Source organism: Streptomyces sp. LS1784, assembly GCF_020103755.1.
Lineage (GTDB): Bacteria > Actinomycetota > Actinomycetes > Streptomycetales > Streptomycetaceae > Kitasatospora.
In genome coordinates this window covers 1-4,143 of the sequence record NZ_JAHSQD010000658.1, presented here as the reverse complement: position 1 = coordinate 4,143, position 4,143 = coordinate 1, and the positions used below count along the sequence as shown (strand labels likewise).

The following is a 4,143-nucleotide window of genomic DNA, read 5'->3' as shown; positions in this document are numbered from 1 at the left end:
GCGGCGGCCAGCACCACGGCGGCGGCGACCAGCAGGGTGGTCCGCAGCGCGCCCCCCGACTCGGCGGCCGGCGCCGGCAGGTCGACCTGGCCGAGGAACACCGAGCCCAGCACCGCGACGCCGATCACCTGGCCGAGCTGGATGACCGTCACCATCACGCCACTGGCGTCGGCCGCGTCCTCGGGCTCCACCCCCGCGAGCGCCCGGGCGAACAGCGGCGCGTACGCGCCGCCGGCGACCAGGCCGAGCGCGGCCATCTCCACCAGCGGACCGGCGCCGACCTCCGCCCCGCCGCCGAGCATCAGTCCGAGCAGCAGGTAGCCGCCGGCGAGCAGCGCCCCGGCGAGCGCCGGCAGGGCCCGGTGCAGCCGCCCGGGCAGCCGGTGCCAGTGCATGCTGGACAGCCCGAAGCCGACGGCGACGGGCGCCGAGCAGAGCCCGGCCTTCAGCGCGCCGTGGCCGAGCGCGGCCTGCTGGTGCAGGGCGAAGGCGAACATGAAACCCGCGAAGGCCGCCATGATCGAGAACAGTCCGGCGGCCGCGGGGCGCAGCCCGGGGGCGCGCAGCACCCGCCCGGAGATCAGCGGCTGTCCGCCGCGTCGGCCGATCCGGCGTTCGACGGCCACGAACAGGCCGAACAGCAGCACGCCGGCCGCGATCATCGCCCAGCCCCAGGCGGGCCAGCCCAGCTCGTGGCCGAGGACGAGCGGGACCACCAGGAGGCCGAGAGCCGCGCCGAGCACCACCAGGCCGGGGAGGTCGAAGCCGCGGGTGGCGTCGCCGGGCAGCCGGGGCAGCAGCCGGGCGCCGGCCGCGAGCAGCAGCACGCCGATCGGCACGTTGACCAGGAACACCGGCCGCCAGCCGCTGCCGAACAGGTCGGCGCTGACCAGGAGGCCGCCGAGCACCTGGCCGAGCGCTATGCCGCCGGCCAGCACCGCCGAGTAGAGGCCGAGCGCCCGGGTGCGGGCGGCACCGGTGAAGGTGCGCTGGAGCAGGCTCATCACCTGGGGCACCATCAGGGCCGAGCCGGCGCCCTGGAGCAGCCGGAAGGCGATCAGCCAGCCCGTGGCCGGGGCGAGGCCGCAGGCCAGCGAGGCGGCGGTGAAGACGGCCAGGCCGAGCTGGAAGAGCCGGCTGTAGCCGTAGCGGGCGCCGAGCCGGGCGCCGGTGATGAGCAGCACGGCGTAGGCGATGGTGTAGCCGGCGATGACCAGCTGGAGGGCGGCGCCGGAGGCGCCCAGGTCGGTTCGGATGGTGGGGACCGCGACATTGACGATGGAGCCGTCGAGCACGGCCATGAACTGCCCGCACAGGACGAGCGCGAGGAGCAGTCCGGGCCGTACCGCCGGGGTCTCGGTGGTGCCTCCGGCCACGCGGGGCCGGATCTGAAGGTCCGTCATGGCGGCCAGCCTGGCCCCGTGGCGGTACTGGTGGTTAGAGCCTGCCGATCCTGGTACTGGCAGCACCTGTATCGGCGGCCCGGGCTGCGGCACCATGGGTCCATGACCGTCCTGGAGGAACTGCCCACCGTGGCCGGCGGACGCGACCGCCGCCGCACCGAGCTGGCCCGCTTCCTGAAGGCCTGCCGGGCGCGGGTCACTCCCGTGGACGTCGGGCTGCCGCCGGGGCTGCGCCGCCGTACGCCGGGGCTGCGCCGCGAGGAGGTCGCACAGCTGGCCGGGGTCGGGGTCACCTGGTACACGTGGCTGGAGCAGGGCAGGCCGATCAACGCCAGTGAGCAGGTGCTGCTGGCGGTGGCCCGGGCGCTGCTGCTGGACGGCACCGAGCACGAGCACCTGTTCCGGCTGGCCGGGGTGTCCGCCTCGGCGCGGGCGCTGCCGGCCGTGCCGGAGCTGTCGCCGTCGATCCAGGTGATCCTGGACTCGCTGGCGCCGCTGCCGGCAGCGGTCTCCAACACCCGGTTCGACGTGCTGAGCTTCAACGGCCCGTACCGCTCGTTGTTCGGCATCGACCGGATGCGCCCGTCGCGCGAGGTGGTGTTCAACAGCCTCTGGTGCATGCTGACCGCCCCGCCGTGCTGCAACCCCTGCGAGAACCGGGAGGAGACCCTGCCGCGGATGGTGGCGGTGCTGCGCTCGGCGTACGGCAAGCACGTGGGCGAGCCGGCCTGGGAGGAGCACGTGCAGCGGATGTCGGCGCGCAGCGAGCTGTTCCGGGAGCTGTGGGACCGCCAGGAGGTCGCGCCGCCGGAGGCGTGGCTGCGGATGTTCCGCCACCCGGAGGTCGGGGTGCTGCGGCTGAACGCCACCTACCTGACGATGCCGGGCGTGCCGGAGTGCTACATCGTGGTGTACGTGCCGGCCGGCCCGGAGGACCGGGAGCGGGTCGAGCGGCTCGGCTCGCTGCCGCCGGGCGGCTGGAGCCACACCTGCGAGGCCTGACGCCGGAGCCCGCTCGATGAAACGGCGGGAGACTGAGACGGCGGGAGGCCGAAACGCCGGAAGGCCGCCACCCCTTGGGCGACGGCCTTCCGAACTGCTGTGGAGCTATGGGGAATTGAACCCCAGACCTCTTGCATGCCATGCAAGCGCTCTACCAACTGAGCTATAGCCCCGCGACACGGGCGACCCTGGCTGACCACGACCGCCGATGCGGAGTGGAGCTATGGGGAATTGAACCCCAGACCTCTTGCATGCCATGCAAGCGCTCTACCAACTGAGCTATAGCCCCGCACTCACCGGATCTCCCGCTTCCCTTCCGGGCCGCGTTCCTTCCCTGCGAACGAGGAAGACTCTAGCTGGTCAGGGCCGGAACTGCGAAATCCGCTCCCTCCGGACCCCTGCCGAGGGCCCCGAGAGGCCCCCGGCGTCCGGTGCCGCCCGCGCCGGGACCGCTCAGGTGTCGTCGCCGATGACCGGCTGCGGCAGCGTGCCCGCGTTGTGCTCCAGCAGGCGCCAGCCGCGCGTGCCGTGGCCGAGCACCGACCAGCAGCAGTTGGACAGCCCGCCGAAGCGCTCCCACTGGGCCGGCTCCAGGCCGAGCAGCCGCCCGAGCATGGTGCGGATCGTCCCGCCGTGGCTGACCACCACCAGCGTGCCGTTCTCGGGGAGCTTGCCGACGGCCTCCAGGACCACCGGCACCGAGCGGTCGGCGACCTCGGTGGCCAGCTCGCCGCCACCGCCGCGCCGCACCGGATCGCCGGCCGCCCAGGCCTCGTACTCCTCCGGGAAGCGCTCGCGGATCTCGGCGTTGGTCAGGCCCTGCCAGGAGCCCGCGAAGGTCTCCCGCAGGCCCTCGTGGTGCTGCACGTCGAGCCCGGTGACCGCGGCCAGCTCCGCAGCGGTGCGCCGGGCGCGCTTGAGGTCCGAGGAGATCAGCAGGTCGGGACGGAGCCCGGAGAGCAGCCGGGCCGCCCGCTGGGCCTGCAGGACGCCCTGCCCGGTCAGCTCGATGTCCGTGGTGCCCTGGAAGCGGGATTCGAGGTTCCAGGACGTCTGACCGTGCCGCCAGAAGACGATGCGCGGGCCCCGGGTGCCCCGGCTCAGTGCAGGTCCTCGGGCTTGCCGAAGTCGTCGGCGGGGGCGACGGCGTTGCCGGCCTCGTCGGTGTGCGCGTCCGGGCGGTTGCGCGAGGCCAGGGCGTCCTCGGGCAGCGGCAGCTCGGGGCAGTCCTTCCAGAGCCGGTCCAGCGAGTAGAAGGAGCGCTCCTCGGAGTGCTGGACGTGCACGACGATGTCCAGGTAGTCGAGCAGGATCCAGCGGCCCTCGCGCTCGCCCTCGCGGCGCACCGGCTTGATGTCCAGCTGCTCGCGCAGCTGGTCCTCGATCTCCTCGGCGATCGAGCGGACCTGGCGGTCGTTGTTCGCGGAGGCGATCAGGAAGGCGTCGGTGATCGACAGCACCTCGCTGACGTCGAAGGCGATGATGTTGTGCGCGAGCTTGTCGGCCGCCGCCTGCGCGGCGACGGTGATGAGCTGCTGGCTGTGGTCGGTGACGGTCACGGTGTTCTTCCGGCTCGGCGGCTTGGGGCGCCCCGGCGCGCGGCCGGGGTCGCCTTCCAGGATCTCACGCCGCCCGGGCGGGCCCGGAACCGTTTTCCGGGCCCCGGGCCGCCGCCGGGCCCCGGCCGTCACCCACCCCGGCCCCGGCCGTCACCCACCCCGGCCCCGGCCGTCACCCG

At 73.9% G+C, this 4,143-nt stretch carries 4 protein-coding genes and 2 tRNA genes; 1 reads left to right on the top strand and 5 read right to left on the bottom strand.

Translation table 11 applies throughout. The annotated features are described in order from the left end of the window. A partial coding sequence (locus KS423_RS39960) for an MFS transporter (protein ID WP_224284633.1) occupies window positions 1-1,403 on the bottom strand: 1,403 nt, incomplete at its 3' end. A 102-nt stretch (window positions 1,404-1,505) separates the two neighbouring features. Here KS423_RS39960 and KS423_RS39955 point away from each other — a divergent pair. Continuing rightward, on the top strand, window positions 1,506-2,405 hold the full coding sequence (locus KS423_RS39955; RefSeq protein WP_224284632.1) for a helix-turn-helix transcriptional regulator: 900 nt from the start codon (window positions 1,506-1,508) through the stop codon (window positions 2,403-2,405). Between the two features lie 100 nt (window positions 2,406-2,505). Here the strand turns inward: KS423_RS39955 and KS423_RS39950 are convergent. The 4 genes from KS423_RS39950 to rsfS form a co-directional block, all read right to left on the bottom strand. Then, window positions 2,506-2,578, bottom strand: a tRNA-Ala gene (locus KS423_RS39950). Between the two features lie 43 nt (window positions 2,579-2,621). Beyond that, window positions 2,622-2,694 (bottom strand) — tRNA-Ala (locus KS423_RS39945). A 164-nt stretch (window positions 2,695-2,858) separates the two neighbouring features. Then, a complete protein-coding gene (locus tag KS423_RS39940; RefSeq protein WP_224284634.1) occupies window positions 2,859-3,509 on the bottom strand; it encodes a histidine phosphatase family protein in 651 nt (216 codons plus the stop codon). After that, window positions 3,506-3,964, bottom strand: a complete 459-nt coding sequence (gene rsfS / locus KS423_RS39935; RefSeq protein WP_224284631.1) for a ribosome silencing factor — start codon at window positions 3,962-3,964, stop codon at window positions 3,506-3,508. The genes KS423_RS39940 and rsfS overlap by 4 nt, the downstream gene beginning before the upstream one ends. Window positions 3,965-4,143: the final 179 nt, after the last annotated feature.